Here is a 16,511-nt window from a genome sequence, read left to right as displayed (position 1 = left end):
CAAAGGCTTGCGGAAGCAGCTGATTTATTCACTTTAAATTCTATATATCATGAAAGTATATCAGACGAATGAAATTAAGAACATTGCTCTTCTTGGCAATGACGGCTCGGGTAAAACCACTCTCACGGAAGCGCTGCTCTATGAGAGTGGTATTATAAAACGTCGTGGCAGAATTACTGCCAAGAATACAGTCAGCGATTACTTCCCGGTGGAGCAGGAATATGGCTATTCAGTGTTCTCCACCGTTTTCCATGTAGAGTGGAACGGAAAGAAACTTAATATTATCGACTGCCCGGGTAGTGATGATTTTGTTGGTGCTGCTATGACAGCGTTGAACGTAACCGATACGGCCATTTTATTGTTGAACGGACAATATGGACCGGAAGTAGGTACACAGAATCATTTCCGTTATACAGAAAAGTTAGGTAAACCGGTCATTTTCCTGGTGAACCAGTTGGATAGCGAGAAGTGCGATTATGATATGGTTCTGGAGCAGTTGAGGTCTATTTACGGTTCGAAGGTAGTTCCTGTACAATATCCTTTGGCCACTGGTCCGAACTTTAATTCGTTGATTGATGTACTTCTGATGAAAAAATATTCGTGGGCTCCCGAAGGTGGTGCTCCCACTATCGAAGATATCCCGGCCGAAGAAATGGAAAAAGCTACCGAATGGCATAAAGCATTGGTAGAAGCTGCGGCTGAACATGATGAAACTTTGATGGAGAAATTCTTCGAAATGGATTCGCTGACAGAAGACGAAATGCGTGAGGGTATCCGTAAGGGATTGGCTTCTCGCGGCATGTTCCCTGTGTTCTGCGTATGTGCAGGCAAGGACATGGGTGTTCGTCGTCTGATGGAATTCTTGGGTAATGTCGTTCCGTTTGTTGATGAAATGCCTCCGGTACATAATACTCGTGGTGAAATTGTGAAGCCGGATCCTAACGGCCCGACATCACTTTATTTCTTTAAGACGGCTGTTGAGCCGCACATTGGTGATGTGCAGTATTTTAAGGTAATGAGTGGAAAGGTGCACGAAGGTGATGATTTCTCGAATGCCGATCGTGGTTCGAAAGAACGTATTGCTCAGATTTACGCTTGTGCAGGTGCCAACCGTATTAAGGTAGAGGAAATGGTGGCCGGTGATATAGGTTGTACTGTCAAATTGAAAGATGTACATACCGGAAATACTCTGAATGGCAAGGGAGCTGAAAACCGTTTCAACTTTATCAAATATCCGAACTCCAAGTACTCACGTGCCATTAAACCGGTGAACGAAGCGGATACTGAAAAGATGATGGCTATTCTGAACCGTATGCATGAAGAAGATCCGACTTGGGTGATCGACCAGTCCAAAGAATTACGTCAGACTATTGTTCACGGTCAGGGTGAATTCCATTTGCGTACTTTGAAGTGGCGTCTCGAAAATAATGAAAAACTGCAAGTGAAGTTTGAAGAACCTCGCATTCCGTATCGTGAAACTATTACAAAGGCTGCACGTGCCGACTACCGTCATAAGAAACAGTCGGGTGGTGCCGGACAGTTTGGTGAAGTTCATTTGATCGTTGAACCTTATTACGAAGGTATGCCTGCTCCGGATACTTACCGTTTCGGTGGTCAGGAATTCAAGATGAATGTGAAAGGAACCGAAGAGATTCCTTTGGAATGGGGCGGTAAACTGGTGTTCGTCAACTGTGTGGTTGGTGGTGCCATCGATGCCCGCTTCATGCCGGCAATCCTTAAGGGTGTAATGTCGCGTATGGAACAGGGACCGTTGACAGGTTCTTATGCCCGTGACGTACGTGTTATCGTTTACGATGGAAAGATGCACCCGGTAGATTCCAATGAAATCTCGTTCATGCTGGCCGGACGTAATGCTTTTAGTGAAGCCTTTAAGAATGCGGGTCCGAAGATTCTGGAACCGATTTATGACGTAGAAGTATTTGTTCCTTCTGATAAGATGGGTGATGTAATGAGCGACTTGCAAGGACGTCGTGCCATGATTATGGGTATGAGCAGCGAAGCCGGTTATGAAAAACTGGTAGCGAAAGTTCCTTTGAAGGAAATGTCTTCATATTCTACGGCTTTAAGTTCATTGACAGGTGGACGTGCTTCTTTCATTATGAAGTTTGCCAGCTACGAACTTGTTCCGGGCGATGTACAGGATAAGCTTATTAAGGAATTTGAGGCTAAACAAACTGAAGAATAATTGATGGACTGCATTCATTTTACGTAATAAGTAGGATGTACTGAATGAAATTATTATGTTCAGGGTTCCGATTGTGATAATTTTAGTTTGTCTTAGTCGTAACGGATGAACTGATAATATTAAAGTATATCTTAGCTGGATTTCGTTTACTGCTTTAGAGCACGAGTTATACAGACTTTAACAGATATGTTCTATCTGCTAGTTTTGTATGATTCGTGCTCTAACATTTATATGGATACCGATGGAGAATGTTAAAAATATCTGTGTAAGAGGCAGTATTTTTTTTCTTAGTTGGAGAAAAATATTTTCCCAAGTAGGAAAAAATATTTCTTCAGTTAGTCTTGAGGCACGATTATATGGGGAAATGTGAATATGAATATTTAATTTTTTATTAAATTTGCAAACAGAAGACCACTTTTGGTGTTGTAGTGTATATAGTGTAACTTAAAAAAACGCTTACGGTTAATTAACGAGAATGCCCGGTTAAATCAGGTTAACGAGTTAGGAATGTTAATTAGGGAGTGTTAATTTTGTCGCTATGAAAAAGTCTACGATATGGATATTGAGTGCCGTAATGGGTCTTGCTTTTCTCAGTTTGCTGTTTCTGCAGATCAGCTATATTGAGGAAATGGTGAAGATGCGTAACGAGCAGTTTGATGAATCCGTGAAGCGTGCTTTGATGGCAGCTTCAAAGGATGTGGAATCTGCGGAGGTTGAACGCTGGATACGTGAAGATATCTCCGAAGCTGAAAAGAAAGCGTGGGAACAGAGCTCGCAGGGAGCGATGGTGCAGACACAACGTTTTATGATTACTTCGCCGGATGGTTCGAAGATTGAGTTGAAGACGTTTACCAATAAGCCGTCGGAGTTACCCAGAGCTATGATTTCGCGCAAGCATGGTACGAAAACCATTCCACAGACATCGCGTTCGCTGGTAGATGCTGTAAAGAACAGATATTTGTATCAGCGTGCCTTAATGGATGATGTGGTTTGGCAAATGATCTATCACGCCAGTAATAAGCCGATTGCTGAGCGTGTCAATTTCAAGAACTTGGATCAATATTTGAAATCAGGTTTGATTGATAACGGCATTGATCTGGATTATCATTTCAAGGTAATAGACAGAGATGGCAGGGAAGTGTACCGTTGTTCGGACTATAGCGACGAAGGCAGTGAGAGTTCGTATGCGCAGCCATTGTTCTTGAACGATCCGCCGGCACGCATGAGCATTGTGAAGATTCATTTCCCAGGGAAGAATAGTTATATTTTCGATTCGGTCAGTTTCTTTATGATCCCGTCGATGATATTTACTTTTGTGTTGCTGATAACTTTTGTCTTTACCATATATATAGTCTTCAGGCAGAAAAAGCTGACGGAAATGAAGAATGACTTTGTCAATAACATGACACATGAATTCAAGACTCCGATTTCTACTATTTCGTTGGCGGCTCAGATGCTGAAGGATCCGGCTGTAGCAAAATCGCCTGCCATGTTTCAGCATATCTCTGGAGTGATTAATGATGAGACGAAGCGTTTGCGCTTTCAGGTCGAGAAGGTGTTGCAGATGTCTATGTTTGACCGCCAGAAGGCTGTCTTGAAGATGAAGGACTTGGATGTCAACGAAATGATAACAAGTGTTATCAATACCTTTGCTTTAAAGGTAGAGCGTTATAATGGTAAGATTGATTCCGAATTGGAAGCAACCGATGCGGTGGTTTCTGCTGACGAAATGCACTTGACCAATGTGATATTCAATCTGATGGACAATGCCGTGAAGTACAAACGTCCGGATGTGGATTTGCAACTGATGGTAAGGACTTGGAATGAATCGGGTAAGCTGATGATTTCGGTACAGGACAACGGTATCGGAATTAAGAAGGAGAATTTAAAGAAGATATTTGATAAGTTCTATCGCGTGCATACGGGTAATCTGCACGATGTGAAAGGTTTTGGCCTGGGTTTGGCTTATGTGAAGAAAATTATCACAGACCATAAGGGAACGATAAGGGCTGAGAGTGAAATGAATGTGGGAACTAAATTTATTATTGCATTACCTTTACTTAAAAAATGATTAATATGGACGAGAAATTGCGTATTTTGCTGTGCGAGGATGATGAAAATCTTGGCATGCTTTTGAGAGAATACTTACAGGCAAAGGGGTATGCTGCTGAATTGTACCCTGATGGAGAGGCTGGTTATAAGGCTTTCCTGAAGAATAAATATGATTTGTGTGTGTTTGACGTAATGATGCCTAAGAAGGATGGCTTTACGTTAGCCCAGGAAGTTCGTGCGGCTAATGCCGAGATTCCTATCATCTTCCTGACTGCCAAAACACTGAAGGAAGATATTCTGGAAGGTTTCAAGATTGGTGCTGATGATTATATTACCAAGCCTTTCAGCATGGAAGAGTTGACTTTCAGAATTGAGGCTATCCTGCGTCGTGTGCGTGGAAAGAAAAACAAGGAAAGCAATATCTATAAGATAGGTAAGTTTACGTTTGATACTCAGAAGCAGATCCTTTCTACTCCGGAGAAACAGACGAAGCTGACAACCAAGGAATCTGAATTGCTGGGCTTGTTGTGTGCTCATGCCAATGAGATTCTGCAGCGCGATTTTGCTTTGAAGACAATATGGATTGACGATAACTATTTCAATGCACGCAGCATGGATGTGTATATCACAAAGTTGCGTAAGCATCTGAAGGAAGATGACTCGATCGAGATTATCAATATTCATGGTAAAGGCTATAAGCTGATTACTCCCGAAGTTGAGTCTTGATGGCGTGTCTGCCAGAAGAGGGCAGAAACAAAAAGGGCGGTTGTTTATGCAACCGCCCTTTTTGTTTACCATTTTATTCTGATGTTAATCTGTAACTCGTTTATTGATGGCAATATAGGAAACCAGACCTATTACAATCAGCACTGCTGATGTGCCCAATATGGCATTGTTGTTAACATTGCCGGTGAAGGAGCAGGCAATCAGGATGACAACTCCTATCAAGATTAATATCAGTCCCAGACTTTTTAATAAACCTTTCATGTGTGTGTATTTTTAATAGATTATTATATGCTGTGTATTCTTGCTACAAAGAAAAGCATAATTCTTTAACAAGCGAAATTATTTGTGCAAAAAAACTATATTTTAATAAAGAATGAACGGTAAAGGGATGAAAAGAAAGCTTTTTGGTCAGTCTTTTGTATTGAAAAATATCTTTTTCAGCACTTCTTGCCCGATGCTGAGTTCTTCGACAGTGACTCCGTTCAAGGCTTCTCTCAGCGTTTTGCCTGCTATGATGCGTGCCTGTTCTTCCAGTTCCTTACCGTCTTTGGTCAGATGGATGAGGTTGGTGCGCCGGTCTCTTTTGTCGGAGATACGTACTACCAGATGCTGCCGTTCCATGTTGTCTATCAGGCGGGTCATGCTGGGCTTGTCCTTGAAGGTTGCATTGCATAGTTCCTGCTGGGTGACGCCGTCCTTTTCCCACAGGAAGATGAGGACAGTCCATTGCTCCGGAGTGATCTCCAGGCCGTTCTGACGGAAGTTGCGTGATAATTTGCGGTTGATGGCGGCAGATACTTTACCGTTTAAGATTGCAAAGATGAGGCGGATGTCGAAATTGAATTGTTCTATCATGAAATTATTGTTTAAACAACTTGGCAAAGATACTTCACTTCGGCGATAAATCCTATATCGACACATAAAAAAACATTAAATGTTTGTAGTTCAAAATAAAATGCCTACCTTTGCGCCGCATTTTTAAAACAAATAAATTATTTATTTAATTAAACGAGTATGAATCAATACGAAACCGTTTTCATTTTAACTCCCGTTTTGTCTGATGTTCAGATGAAGGAAGCGGTAGAGAAATTCAAAGGCATCCTTACTGCTGAAGGTGCTGAGATTGTAAATGAAGAAAACTGGGGACTGAAAAAGCTGGCTTATCCTATTCAGAAGAAGTCTACAGGTTTCTATCAGCTGATTGAGTTCAATGCAGAACCGACTGTTATTGAGAAACTGGAAATCAACTTCCGTCGTGACGAGCGTGTGATCCGCTTCTTGACTTTCAAACAAGACAAGTATGCTGCTGAATACGCTGCAAAAAGAAGAAGTGTAAAATCAACTAAAAAGGAGGATTAATCATGGCACAACAAGTTCAATCAGAAATCAGATATTTAACTCCGCCCTCAGTAGACGTTAAGAAGAAAAAATACTGTCGTTTCAAAAAGAGCGGTATCAAGTACATCGACTACAAAGATCCCGAGTTCCTGAAGAAATTCCTGAACGAGCAGGGTAAGATCCTTCCCCGTCGCATTACAGGTACTTCACTGAAGTATCAGCGTCGCGTGGCTCAGGCCGTTAAGAGAGCACGTCACTTGGCATTGCTGCCTTATGTAACCGATATGATGAAATAATAAGGAGGAGACAGTATGGAAATTATTTTGAAAGAAGACGTTATCAACTTGGGTTATAAGAACGACATCGTGACTGTTAAGTCTGGTTATGGTCGTAACTACCTCATTCCGACAGGTAAAGCTGTCATTGCTTCTCCTGCTGCCAAGAAAATGCTGGCTGAAGAGCTGAAACAACGTGCTCACAAACTGGAGAAAATCAAAAAAGATGCTGAAGAACTGGCTGCTAAGCTGGAAGGCGTATCATTGAAGATTGCTACAAAGGTAAGCTCTACTGGTACTATCTTCGGTTCTGTAGGCAGCATTCAGATTGCTGACGAGCTGGCTAAGCTGGGTCACAACATCGACCGCAAGATTATCGTTGTGAAAGATGCTGTGAAAGAAGTTGGCAACTACAAGGCTATCGTTAAGCTTCACAAGGAAGTTTCTGTAGAAATTCCTTTCGAAGTGGTAGCTGAAGAGGCTTAATCGCAGAAAGTTTATCTGAAACATATGTAAGAAAGGCGCATCGGCAACGATGTGCCTTTTTTTGTTTCTTTTCGTCGTAAGGTAAAGTGGGGGCTGTTGGTGTACCGGTCTGTAGCTGAAGGCAGGACACAATACTATAGCAGGACTTGAAAGCCTTGCACGTCAATAAGTCTGTAACGGGAAAATGTGAGGGGAAGTAGTACACCCGAAGGGAATCGAACCCTTATCATTGGAACCGGAATCCAGTATTCTATCCATTGAACTACAGGTGCTTGATACCTTGACGGCAGACACGGTGGTATTACCGGCGCCGTTTGCAGGGCAAAAGTATAAAAAATCTCTGCATAATCCTAACAATTTTCTTTTTTTATGTCGTTCTTTTTGTCTGCTTATGCTGTTATTTTGGAATGTATACAGCTAAATGTGTTTCATTTTGCTGTTTTTCTTGTGTAAATTGTAGCATGTATCAATATTATTTTTACCTTTGCCGGACAAATTTACAATTAAAGAAAGATATAAATAGTCATGAGTTACTTGATAAAACCTGAGGGCTATACTCCCTTGCTCGATTTGAAGCAGACGGAGCTTGGCATTAAACAGATTAAGGACTTCTTTCAGATGAACCTTTCGTCTGAATTGCGTTTGCGCCGTGTCACGGCACCGTTGTTTGTACTGAAGGGAATGGGTATCAACGACGACCTGAATGGTGTGGAGCGTGCTGTGTCCTTCCCGATAAAAGACTTGGGCGATGCGCAGGCCGAAGTGGTGCATTCGCTTGCGAAGTGGAAGCGCCTGACGCTGGCCGAATATTGCATTGAGCCGGGATATGGCATCTACACAGACATGAACGCTATTCGGGCCGACGAAGAGCTGGGCAATCTGCACTCGCTGTACGTCGACCAGTGGGACTGGGAACGTGTCATCACCGAGGCCGACCGCAACGTGGATTTCTTGAAAGAAATCGTTACCCGCATTTATGCTGCCATGGTGCGTACGGAATACATGGTGTACGAGATGTATCCGCAAATCAAGCCCTGCCTGCCGCAGAAGCTGCACTTCATACATGCCGAGGAATTGCGCCGTCTGTATCCGGACATGGAACCCAAGTGTCGCGAGCATGCCATCACGAAGAAGTACGGAGCGGTGTTCATCATCGGTATCGGTTGCAAACTGGGCGACGGGAAGAAGCACGACGGACGTGCTCCGGACTACGACGACTATACGACGCCGGGCCTGAACGACCTGCCGGGCCTGAACGGCGACCTGGTGTTGTGGGACGACGTGTTGCAACGCAGCATCGAACTGTCATCGATGGGTATCCGTGTGGACAAGAAGGCACTGCTGCAACAGCTGAAGGAAGAGGGACAGGAACAACGCCTGGAACTTTACTTCCACAAACGACTGATGGACGACACACTGCCGCTGTCTATCGGTGGTGGTATCGGGCAGTCGCGTCTGTGTATGTTCTACTTGCGGAAGGCGCACATTGGCGAAATTCAGGCAAGTATCTGGCCCGAATCCATGCGTCAGGAGTGCAAGGCTTGCGGCATACACCTGATTTGATGAAAAATATTTGTATCTTAGCTGCCGAAATGCTAATCGTACAAATATATTATGAATGTTCAGATAGAAGAGAGCTGGAAGGCGCGTTTGCAGCCTGAGTTCGAAAAAGATTACTTTCGCACGCTGACCGAATTCGTGCGCCAGGAATATGCCCATGGGCCTGTCTATCCTCCGGGAAAGCTGATTTTCAATGCTTTCAATCTTTGCCCCTTCGATAAAGTGAAGGTCGTTATCATCGGGCAAGATCCTTATCACGGACCGGGACAGGCCCATGGTCTTTGCTTTTCGGTGAACGACGGTATTCCTTTTCCGCCGTCGTTGGTGAATATCTTCAAGGAAATCAAGGATGACATAGGAACCGATATTCCTGCCACGGGCAATCTGACCCGCTGGGCTCAGCAGGGCGTACTGCTGCTCAATGCCACGCTGACTGTGCGGGCGCATCAGGCGGGTTCGCATCAGAACCGCGGTTGGGAAACCTTTACCGATGCTGTCATACGCCTGCTGGCCGAGCAGCGCGAGCATCTGGTGTTCATCCTGTGGGGAGCTTATGCGCAGCGAAAAGGTGCCTTTATCGACCGTAGCAGGCATCTTGTGCTTACTTCGGCGCATCCTTCGCCCCTTTCTGCTTATCACGGCTTTTTCGGAAACCACCACTTCAGTCAGGCCAATGCCTATCTGCGCGAGCATGGCGAGGCGGAAATCGTGTGGTAACATCAAGTATCTTTTGTGGAAACTGCTGACTGCAGAACTGCTGCACGCGGGTTGCAGTGTTACTGCAAGCCTGTTTGCAGCGTTACTGCACACCGCTTTGCAGCGATACTGCAAGCTTGTTTGCAGTGATACTGCAACCCGTTTGCAGTGACTCTGCAACCAGTGTGCAGCGTTGCTGCAACTTGTGTGCAGTGAGTTTGCAGCAAGTCATCAGGAGGCCGGTAACCCGTGTTACCGGCCTTTATGATAGGTGTGTATCCGATTTCTTCCGTATGTGTGCTGCCAGAGGGGCAGGCTGAAAGAATGCGCCGGAGCCTGTTGGCGGGATTAATACCACTGTATGTTGCTCTGCGTCTGGCTGCGTTGCTCCCACTTCAGGTCTTGCAGGATGCTGGCGTTGGCACGTATCGTGAAGTTGTAGTACTTCCAGCGTCCGAAGGGCGAGAGGCTGGCCGACATGCTGAAGCAGTGCAGGTCGCGCGTGATGTTGAAGGCCGTCTGTACGATTTCTTTGCTTTCGAAGTCGTAACCCGAGTTGAAGTTGATGGCCCACTTATTGGAGATCTTGATGTTTCCGTTGATGTTCAGCGCGTTCAGGCTTATCTTGTACGGGTAGCGCATGGTGTTGCGGTTGATAGGCTTGCTGGTATCCTCGCTGATGTTGAAACCGGTGCTGAGGTTGATGGACCACGGCATCTTGAACACCTGGTAGCCGTCGCTGTCGGCAGCGGCCTTTTCGGTCTTCTTTTCGTTGCGGCTGGATGTGTTTGCCTCGTTGCTGGCATCTCCGTCGGTGGTGTTGTCGCCTTGTCCCTCGCCGTTCTTGTTTTCGCCTTCATCGGCTTTTTCGCCGGTGAACAGGGCTCTCAGTTTCTTCCACGTGTCGTTGTTCAGGGTGTAGCTGAACGATGTACCATATCCCTGGAATCGTCCGAATCGTCCGTACGACCATTCGGTACGGTCGCTCTGCACCACGTTACCGTTCTTGTCGAAGGCATAGGCGTAGGTGGCGAAGGTGGAGCTCATACTGAATGTATAGTTCTTGCTGAGTTTCAGACGCAGGTTCAGGTTCAGGTTACTCCACGGACGTACTTTGGCAGCCGTGTTGTACGAGATGCTGGCACCCAGTTCGTCTATCAGACTGATCTTACGGATGGAGTCATTCTTATCCTTGAACTTCATTTCGATGTTGTTCGAAACGCTGAAGGAGATGTTTCCCGAACGTCCTTGGCTAGGTGGGCTGAAGGCCTGTCCGGCATAGGGTGAGTAGACTACGGTGTCCTGACGACCGTCCGAATTAGGCTTGATGTACGATGTCCAGTATCCGTAACGCTCGGCTCCGAAGTCGGGCGATGCACTGAACGAGATGGACGGCGTGATGACGTGACGTATCTGTATGGCTTTCTTCGGGAAGATGAGCGGTTTGTACATGCCGTATATCTTGGTGTTGACGCTCATGCTGGCGCTATAGTTGTACACGCGGTTGAAGCCATATATCGTATCGCTCACTTCTGCTCCGGTGCCGTTGGTTCCGGCTGTCGGGTCCCAGTCTTTCATCACTTTACGCGTGTACCAGCGTTCGGTGTAGTTCACGCTGGGAGTCACGTTGAAGTACTTGAACAGGGTAAAGGTGGCGCTGATGGGAATTTCGTGCTGCATACCGTTCTCCCAGTCTCTGATCAAGTTCGACTTGAAGAGCAGGTTGTCCTTGGTCTGTATGCTGTTCTTCAATCGTCCGGTGTAGCGTACTGAAATCTTTTCGTACCATTTCTCTTCGCCCACAGCTTTCTTTCTTTTGAAAGGGAAGATAGTGGTCAGCGAAATGTTCAAGTCGGGCAAAGTTACGTTGATCGACGAGTCGCGCATGTTCTGTGCAATGTTCGATGTAGCCGACAGCGTCAGTTTCTTGTCGAACAGGTAGCGTGTATAGCTGATACTGGAGGTCTTGGTGTTCTGCGACATGGCCTGCGAGTTGTACATGTTGTCGATGTTGGTACGCTCGTAGCTACTGGTGGCGAAGTTCACACTGGCCGAGAATGTCTGGTTGGGGTTGGCTTTGGCATCCTGGCGGTGCGACCACACAATCTTGAAGTCCTTGGCCACCGAATAGTCCGGCAGTCCCTTGTCGCCCGTCTTGGTCACCTGATAGCTGGCCTGCAACAGACCGGAGTATTTGTATCGCTTGATGTAGTTGGACTCTGCATTCAGTGCCCACGAACCTTTGGTGAAGATGTCTCCCCGTACTTTCAGGTCCATCTGGTCGCTGATGGCAAAATAGTAACCTCCGTCGGTCAGACCGAAACCACGGTTAGAGTCGTCCATATAAGTCGGCATCAGGAATCCCGACTGATAACTGCTTGAGAATGGGAAGAAGAAGAACGGAACGGCCAACGGCAGGGGTACATCCTCTACTACCAGATAGGCAGGACCGGTTACGACGTTCTTCTTGGGTCGTACCTTGGCATAGGTCATCTGCATGTAGAAGTGCGGATGCTCGTGGTTGTCGCACGTCGTGTAGCGTCCTTTCTTCATGTAAAGTTCGTCGTTGGTTCCTTTCTTGGCATTGTTTCCGGTCACGTATCCTTCGCCCTGCTGGCTCACCACGTTACTGATGAGTCCCTTCTTGCTCTTGAAGTTGTAGCGTATGGTGTTTGTCTCGTAGGGCGTTTCTCCGTCTTTGAAGACCGGCGTACCCGATACGTTTCCCAACGAGTCTTCCACGCCGTGGGCATACACCGTGCTGCTGTCCATGTTCATGGTGATGACATCGGCAGTCAGTTCGATAGGTTTGCGGGGCTGCTGATAGACCACTTTTCCTTCGCCGTACAGATGAGCGAATCCGCTTTGGGTGAATACGATGGAGTCGGTAGCTTCGTAGGTGACAGGCGCGTCCAGTCCTTCCTTCTTGGGAGCGACGGGTACACTGTCTGCTGCCAGCGAGTCTTTTCCGGAAAGGCCTGCAGTCAGCGAATCTGTTCTGAGAGAATCTGTCGTCAGCGAGTCGCCTGCAGCCTGCGAAGAGGTTGTCTGGCTCTTGGGGGGGATCATTTTTCCCCGGCGTCGTTGCGACACGGCCTCACCCGAGAGGAAAAGCAAGACGAACAGCAGTACGAACGATATGATTATTCTTGGTTTCAATGACGTTATTTACTAATTAGTTTCCGCTTTGAAGGGGCAAAAGTACGTATTTTATGCGTATAATTCTCTTTTTTAAAGAAATTTAGATTGCTACAAGAAGAGTTCGCACCAGCGGTCGAAGCGTTGCAGTCCGGCTTCGCCGTAGCGTTCAAGGCTCTTCCGGGCCTTTTCCACTGTCTTTTCTTTGTCCAGATGCGTCTTCGAATAGAATTTGTCGGCAAAGCAGATAATCTGTTCTTCCAGGCTGACGGGCACCATTTCCCGATGGGGCACAGGCAGGTTGTCGGCAATGATTCTGTCCAGCGACAGGCCGGCTCCCGTATGCCGTTCGCACACCAGAGCATGCTGCGGGAAGCCTTCGGCGCGTACCAGGTCGGCTCCCAGATAGCCGTGGCAGATGTAGGGCTTGTCGCCGAAGCAGTAAATGCTGTCGGCGTCTGTCAGGAAGATGCCTATGTCGTGCAGCATGGCTGCTTCGTAGATAAATTCTTTGTCCAGCTTCAGTTCCGGATGCTTCTCGGCCATTTGCAAGGCTTTGTCGGCTACCGAATGGCTGTGAGTCAGTAAGATATGTTTCAGTTCGTTCGGTTCAGGATAATATTTGTCAATCAACAGTTCGGGAGACATCATAAATCACTGTATAAATGTTATTGTTTCGAAAACTTGTAAATCAGTATTTCGGCCCGAAGGTCGCAACTGCGGTAGGGCGTATGGTATACTTCTTCTACCTGGTACGTACCGTTGCAGTAGTTCAGGAAGGATTCCTGGTCTTTGACCGACACGGCCACATAGCCTTCGCCTTCGGGATTTTCCAGGGTGAAGTTGCGCATACGGTCGTTCAGGTAGTAGTTGGCGCCGTAGAAACGTATCATGCGGTCGGTGTACGAGTAGATGTAGCCTTGGGGTACATACTGGTTGAAACATTCGGCCAGTTTCTTGTCCGACTTCTCGGCCAGCACCACAGGTTGGTAAACACCGTCAAGCGATACGAACAGGCATAGCATACAGCCTGCAGTGGCGTAGAGCAGCGAGCGCCCGTCAGCTTTTTTTGCCAATGCACGCAAGGTGCAGATGCCGGCCACAACAGGCAGGGCAACGATAAGCCACTTCACTACGGGCAGTGAGACGTTTTCGAGTGCGTGCATGAAGCCTATGTTTTCGGCTGCATGACGGCCACTTCCCCACACGCTGTCGGGGATCAGTCCCAGACGGACAGCAGCAAAGACCACTGTCAGCAGGAAGCACAACGAAGCAAAGATGTAGGCTGATATCTTGAACGCCTTGGCCCAGCGGCTTGTCAGCGCCAGCAGGTACTGGGCAATGAGCAGAGCCATAAACGGATAGATGGGCAGCAGGTATACACTGCGTTTGCTCTTGGGGATGCAGTAGAAGATAAAGATGAACAGAATCACCACCCATGTGAACAGTTGCAGAGGCGACTGGTTACGGAAAGCACTCCAAGCCTTGGCAAGGCGCTGCTTCAGCGAGTCACCGGCCGGCAGCAGGCGGATGCCTTTCCAGTTGAGGCCGAAGAGCGAAATAACCAGTACCAGCGTCCAGGGAATCCATCCCCAAATGATGGTCAGGAAGTTATACCACACGGGATTATAGTGTGATTCGTACGACATCGTTCCGGTAAATCGTCCGGTATTCTCTTCCAGCATCAGATCAACGAACGGTTGTCCGCCTTGCAGATAAGCGGCATAGAACCAGATGGCCATTGGGATAAGCGTCAGCAGGCCGATGACAAACAGCGAACCGAACGTTTTGAAGAATGCCCGTCCGCGCAGCAATTGGAAGATACCGATGCAAGTGCAGGGAAAGATGGAGCCGATAGGCCCTTTGGTCAGAGTGGCACAGCCCATCAGTAACACAGCCACCCAAGGTATTCCTTTTGCTCCTTTCTCATCCCAACGGAAGAGCAGGCACAACGAAATAACGATAAGTGATACCTGAAGCATATCAATCCGGCAGGCTACTGCCGCACGGTGAACTTCGAACGAAGTGAGTAGAAGCAATGAGGTAAGTACGGCCGTCCGTGTATCTTTCCGCTTGGCTACGAACCAGAAGAAGACCATTTGCATGGCCAGAAACGACAAGGCAGACGGTAGGCGTGACGTAAATTCGGTTACTTCGCCCGGTATCAGCGAAAAGGCTGCGATGCACCAGTACAGGAAGGGCGGTTTATAGGCAATGTCAGTGCCATAGTTCACGGGGAGTATCCAGTTTCCGCTTTCGAGCATGGAAACGGCCACGATGGCTTCACGCGGTTCTCCTTTGGAGTAGAAAATGGTTTCGCCAATGAAGGGGAGTATCACCAGAATGCTCAGTAGGGCGATAAACCAGAACGCTTGCTTTTTGTCCAGCATAATCTTTGTCTCTTATTTACGTTTTCCAGCCGCAAAAGTACGAATAATTCTGAAACAATACCTAACTTTGTACCAGCAATGATAGCATGAACCGAAATATGGATATAAAGAAGCTGAGACAATTACCCGAATTCTTTCGTTTTGTGATGGTGGGCGTGTTTGCCACAGCCTTGCATTACGGTGTTTATTTTGTCTTGCAGTGGGTCATCAATGTCAATGTGGCCTATACGCTGGGTTATGCCATCAGTTTTGTAGCTAACTTCTATCTGACGGCTTATTTCACGTTCGGACAAAAGCCTTCGTGGAGCAAAGCTTTCGGTTTTGGTGGTGCGCATCTGGTCAATTACCTGCTTCACATGGGGCTGCTGAATCTGTTTCTGTGGCTGGGCATTTCCAAAACGTTGGCGCCTGTGCCGGTGTTTGCCATTGCTATTCCGGTCAATTTTCTGCTCGTAAGGTTCGTCTTTAAAAATAAGCGGCTGGACGGAAAGTCGTAGGAAGCCTAAAAAGCGGCGGCGATAATTTGCAAATCTCATGTTTTCTTACGAATATTGCAGAAAGTAATATAAACTCTTGGTTTTGGTATGAAAGAAATCCCCTGCCTGGCGATTGTTGTGCCTTGCTATAAAGAAGAGGCTGTGTTGCATGAAACCCACAAAAGGCTGAGTCAGTTGCTTGACCAGCTGATAGAAGAAAAGCAGATAGCGTCTGACAGTTATGTATTGTATGTGAACGATGGTAGTACCGACCAGACCTGGCCCATCATTCAAGACCTGTATCAGCACGAATCTTATGCGTGCGGACTGAATCTGGCCGGAAATGTGGGACATCAGAATGCTTTGATGGCAGGACTTGATCTGGTGAAGGACTATTGTGATATTGCCGTTTCCATTGATGCAGACTTGCAGGACGACATCCTTGTCATTGCGGAGATGGTTCGCCGGTATAAGGAAGGCTATGACATTGTTTACGGAGTACGTAAGGAACGGAAAACCGATACCTGGTTCAAACGTGAAACGGCACAGGCTTTTTATCGGCTGATGAACATGATGGGCGTAAAGACGGTCTATAACCATGCCGATTATCGTCTGATGAGTAAGAGGGCGTTACAGCAGTTGGCCCGTTTCCGTGAGCGTAACCTTTTTCTTCGTGGTTTGGTTCCGTTGATAGGTTATCAGACTACGTGCGTCTATTATAACCGATCCAAGCGTTGGGCTGGAGAGTCTAAATATCCGCTAAAGAAGATGCTCGACTTCGCTATCGACGGAATAACTTCTTTTTCCGTCAAGCCGGTACGCATGATTTTCTGGCTAGGCTGTGTCTTTATACTTATCGGGATTGGGGTGACGATATGGACGCTGTACACTCATTACATTCACGATACGGTACCTGGCTGGGCTTCACTGATTATTTCAATCTGGTTAGTAGGCGGTTTTATCTTGGCTGCATTGGGGATTGTCGGCGAATATATTGGAAAAATATATATCGAAGTAAAAGACCGACCCCGATACAATATCGAAAGAACGCTTATGCGCAAAGATGCCTGATGCTTGTCGGCTCTCGGAATAAAGCCGCTGGTTTGTTGAAATGACTGAACATATTCTATTCTGATTTTGTTTCTTCTCAAATGACTTAAAACTGCAC

Annotated in this window: 15 protein-coding genes and 1 tRNA gene; 10 read left to right on the top strand and 6 right to left on the bottom strand. The window is 46.7% G+C overall.

Annotated features, from left to right (window positions below; all coding sequences use genetic code 11):
• The first annotated feature begins 49 nt into the window (after positions 1 to 49).
• From BQ5591_RS18830 to rprY, 3 genes are all read left to right on the top strand, one after another.
• Entirely contained in the window at positions 50 to 2,206 is a 2,157-nt protein-coding gene (locus BQ5591_RS18830; RefSeq protein WP_022163957.1) for an elongation factor G, read from the top strand.
• Between the two features lie 538 nt (positions 2,207 to 2,744).
• Positions 2,745 to 4,277, top strand: coding sequence for a sensor histidine kinase (locus BQ5591_RS18825; protein ID WP_022163956.1), 1,533 nt, complete (start codon positions 2,745 to 2,747; stop codon positions 4,275 to 4,277).
• A gap of 5 nt (positions 4,278 to 4,282) precedes the next feature.
• The gene (gene rprY / locus BQ5591_RS18820) at positions 4,283 to 4,984 is read left to right on the top strand and encodes a response regulator transcription factor RprY (protein WP_022163955.1); all 702 of its coding nucleotides are present in this window, start codon (positions 4,283 to 4,285) and stop codon (positions 4,982 to 4,984) included.
• An 84-nt stretch (positions 4,985 to 5,068) separates the two neighbouring features.
• Here the strand turns inward: rprY and BQ5591_RS21635 are convergent, their stop codons facing one another.
• Both BQ5591_RS21635 and BQ5591_RS18815 read right to left on the bottom strand, forming a co-directional pair.
• Positions 5,069 to 5,245, bottom strand: coding sequence for a hypothetical protein (locus tag BQ5591_RS21635; protein ID WP_022163954.1), 177 nt, complete (start codon positions 5,243 to 5,245; stop codon positions 5,069 to 5,071).
• Positions 5,246 to 5,392: 147 nt separating this feature from the next.
• The gene (locus tag BQ5591_RS18815; RefSeq protein WP_022163953.1) at positions 5,393 to 5,839 is read right to left on the bottom strand and encodes a MarR family winged helix-turn-helix transcriptional regulator; all 447 of its coding nucleotides are present in this window, start codon (positions 5,837 to 5,839) and stop codon (positions 5,393 to 5,395) included.
• Between the two features lie 159 nt (positions 5,840 to 5,998).
• Between BQ5591_RS18815 and rpsF the strand changes: the two genes are divergently transcribed.
• From rpsF to rplI, 3 genes are read left to right on the top strand one after another with little or no spacing between them, the layout of a single operon-like run.
• On the top strand, positions 5,999 to 6,343 hold the full coding sequence (rpsF, locus tag BQ5591_RS18810; protein WP_005657357.1) for a 30S ribosomal protein S6: 345 nt from the start codon (positions 5,999 to 6,001) through the stop codon (positions 6,341 to 6,343).
• Positions 6,344 to 6,345: 2 nt separating this feature from the next.
• Positions 6,346 to 6,618, top strand: coding sequence for a 30S ribosomal protein S18 (rpsR, locus tag BQ5591_RS18805; RefSeq protein ID WP_022020414.1), 273 nt, complete (start codon positions 6,346 to 6,348; stop codon positions 6,616 to 6,618).
• 15 nt (positions 6,619 to 6,633) lie between these two features.
• Positions 6,634 to 7,083, top strand: a complete 450-nt coding sequence (gene rplI / locus BQ5591_RS18800) for a 50S ribosomal protein L9 (RefSeq protein WP_022163952.1) — start codon at positions 6,634 to 6,636, stop codon at positions 7,081 to 7,083.
• 200 nt (positions 7,084 to 7,283) lie between these two features.
• Here the strand turns inward: rplI and BQ5591_RS18795 are convergent.
• Positions 7,284 to 7,355: transfer RNA gene (locus BQ5591_RS18795), tRNA-Arg, on the bottom strand.
• Between the two features lie 253 nt (positions 7,356 to 7,608).
• Between BQ5591_RS18795 and asnA the strand changes: the two genes are divergently transcribed.
• Together asnA and ung are read left to right on the top strand one after the other, a co-directional pair.
• Entirely contained in the window at positions 7,609 to 8,646 is a 1,038-nt protein-coding gene (gene asnA, locus BQ5591_RS18790; protein WP_022163951.1) for an aspartate--ammonia ligase, read from the top strand.
• Between the two features lie 51 nt (positions 8,647 to 8,697).
• On the top strand, positions 8,698 to 9,360 hold the full coding sequence (gene ung, locus BQ5591_RS18785; RefSeq protein ID WP_022163950.1) for a uracil-DNA glycosylase: 663 nt from the start codon (positions 8,698 to 8,700) through the stop codon (positions 9,358 to 9,360).
• Positions 9,361 to 9,687: 327 nt separating this feature from the next.
• On the opposite strand, the gene BQ5591_RS18780 is transcribed toward ung, so the two are convergent.
• The 3 genes from BQ5591_RS18780 to BQ5591_RS18770 all read right to left on the bottom strand — a co-directional run bounded on the left by BQ5591_RS18780 (position 9,688) and on the right by BQ5591_RS18770 (position 14,867).
• Positions 9,688 to 12,507, bottom strand: coding sequence for a putative LPS assembly protein LptD (locus BQ5591_RS18780; protein ID WP_071150496.1), 2,820 nt, complete (start codon positions 12,505 to 12,507; stop codon positions 9,688 to 9,690).
• An 81-nt stretch (positions 12,508 to 12,588) separates the two neighbouring features.
• Positions 12,589 to 13,125, bottom strand: a complete 537-nt coding sequence (locus BQ5591_RS18775; protein ID WP_071150834.1) for an HD domain-containing protein — start codon at positions 13,123 to 13,125, stop codon at positions 12,589 to 12,591.
• A 20-nt stretch (positions 13,126 to 13,145) separates the two neighbouring features.
• On the bottom strand, positions 13,146 to 14,867 hold the full coding sequence (locus BQ5591_RS18770; protein WP_071150495.1) for an ArnT family glycosyltransferase: 1,722 nt from the start codon (positions 14,865 to 14,867) through the stop codon (positions 13,146 to 13,148).
• Between the two features lie 98 nt (positions 14,868 to 14,965).
• Here BQ5591_RS18770 and BQ5591_RS18765 point away from each other — a divergent pair, with 98 nt between their 5' ends.
• Entirely contained in the window at positions 14,966 to 15,364 is a 399-nt protein-coding gene (locus BQ5591_RS18765; protein WP_394331813.1) for a GtrA family protein, read from the top strand.
• 87 nt (positions 15,365 to 15,451) lie between these two features.
• Positions 15,452 to 16,414: a glycosyltransferase family 2 protein gene (locus BQ5591_RS18760; protein ID WP_071150494.1), complete on the top strand. Its 963-nt coding sequence runs from the start codon at positions 15,452 to 15,454 to the stop codon at positions 16,412 to 16,414.
• Positions 16,415 to 16,511: the final 97 nt, after the last annotated feature.

The sequence above is a fragment of the Bacteroides ndongoniae genome, assembly GCF_900108345.1.
Lineage (GTDB): Bacteria > Bacteroidota > Bacteroidia > Bacteroidales > Bacteroidaceae > Bacteroides > Bacteroides ndongoniae.
Note: the sequence above shows the minus strand (reverse complement) of the source record. Positions and strands in the feature narration are given on the sequence as shown.